Origin of the sequence: Microbacterium sp. GbtcB4, from assembly GCF_019091465.1 — a bacterium.
In the GTDB taxonomy this organism is placed as follows: Bacteria; Actinomycetota; Actinomycetes; order Actinomycetales; family Microbacteriaceae; genus Microbacterium; species Microbacterium paraoxydans.
In genome coordinates this window covers 1-258 of record NZ_JAGXJJ010000240.1, presented here as the reverse complement: position 1 = coordinate 258, position 258 = coordinate 1, and the positions used below count along the sequence as shown (strand labels likewise).

General features: G+C 77.1%; 1 pseudogene. It reads left to right on the top strand.

From position 1 onward, the window contains the following. Positions 1–258: pseudogene (locus KVS71_RS17805) on the top strand (ACP S-malonyltransferase); the annotation flags it as partial.

Below are 258 nucleotides of genomic sequence, written 5' to 3'. Positions count from 1 at the left end.
TGAGCGCGGTGCTCGGCGGCGATGAGGTGACGCCCCTCGCCCCCCCCGCCGAACTCGGCCCCGCCCCGGCGAACTTCAACGGCGGCGGGCAGATCGTCGCCGCCGGTCCCCTTCCGGCCCTGGCCGCTCTCGCCGAGGAGCCGGACAAGGGCACGCGCGTGGTGCCGCTCCAGGTGGCCGGCGCGTCCCACACCGACTACATGGCCTCCGCCGCCTCGACCCTCCGCGACGCGGTCGCCGACGTGCAGCCGTCCGACC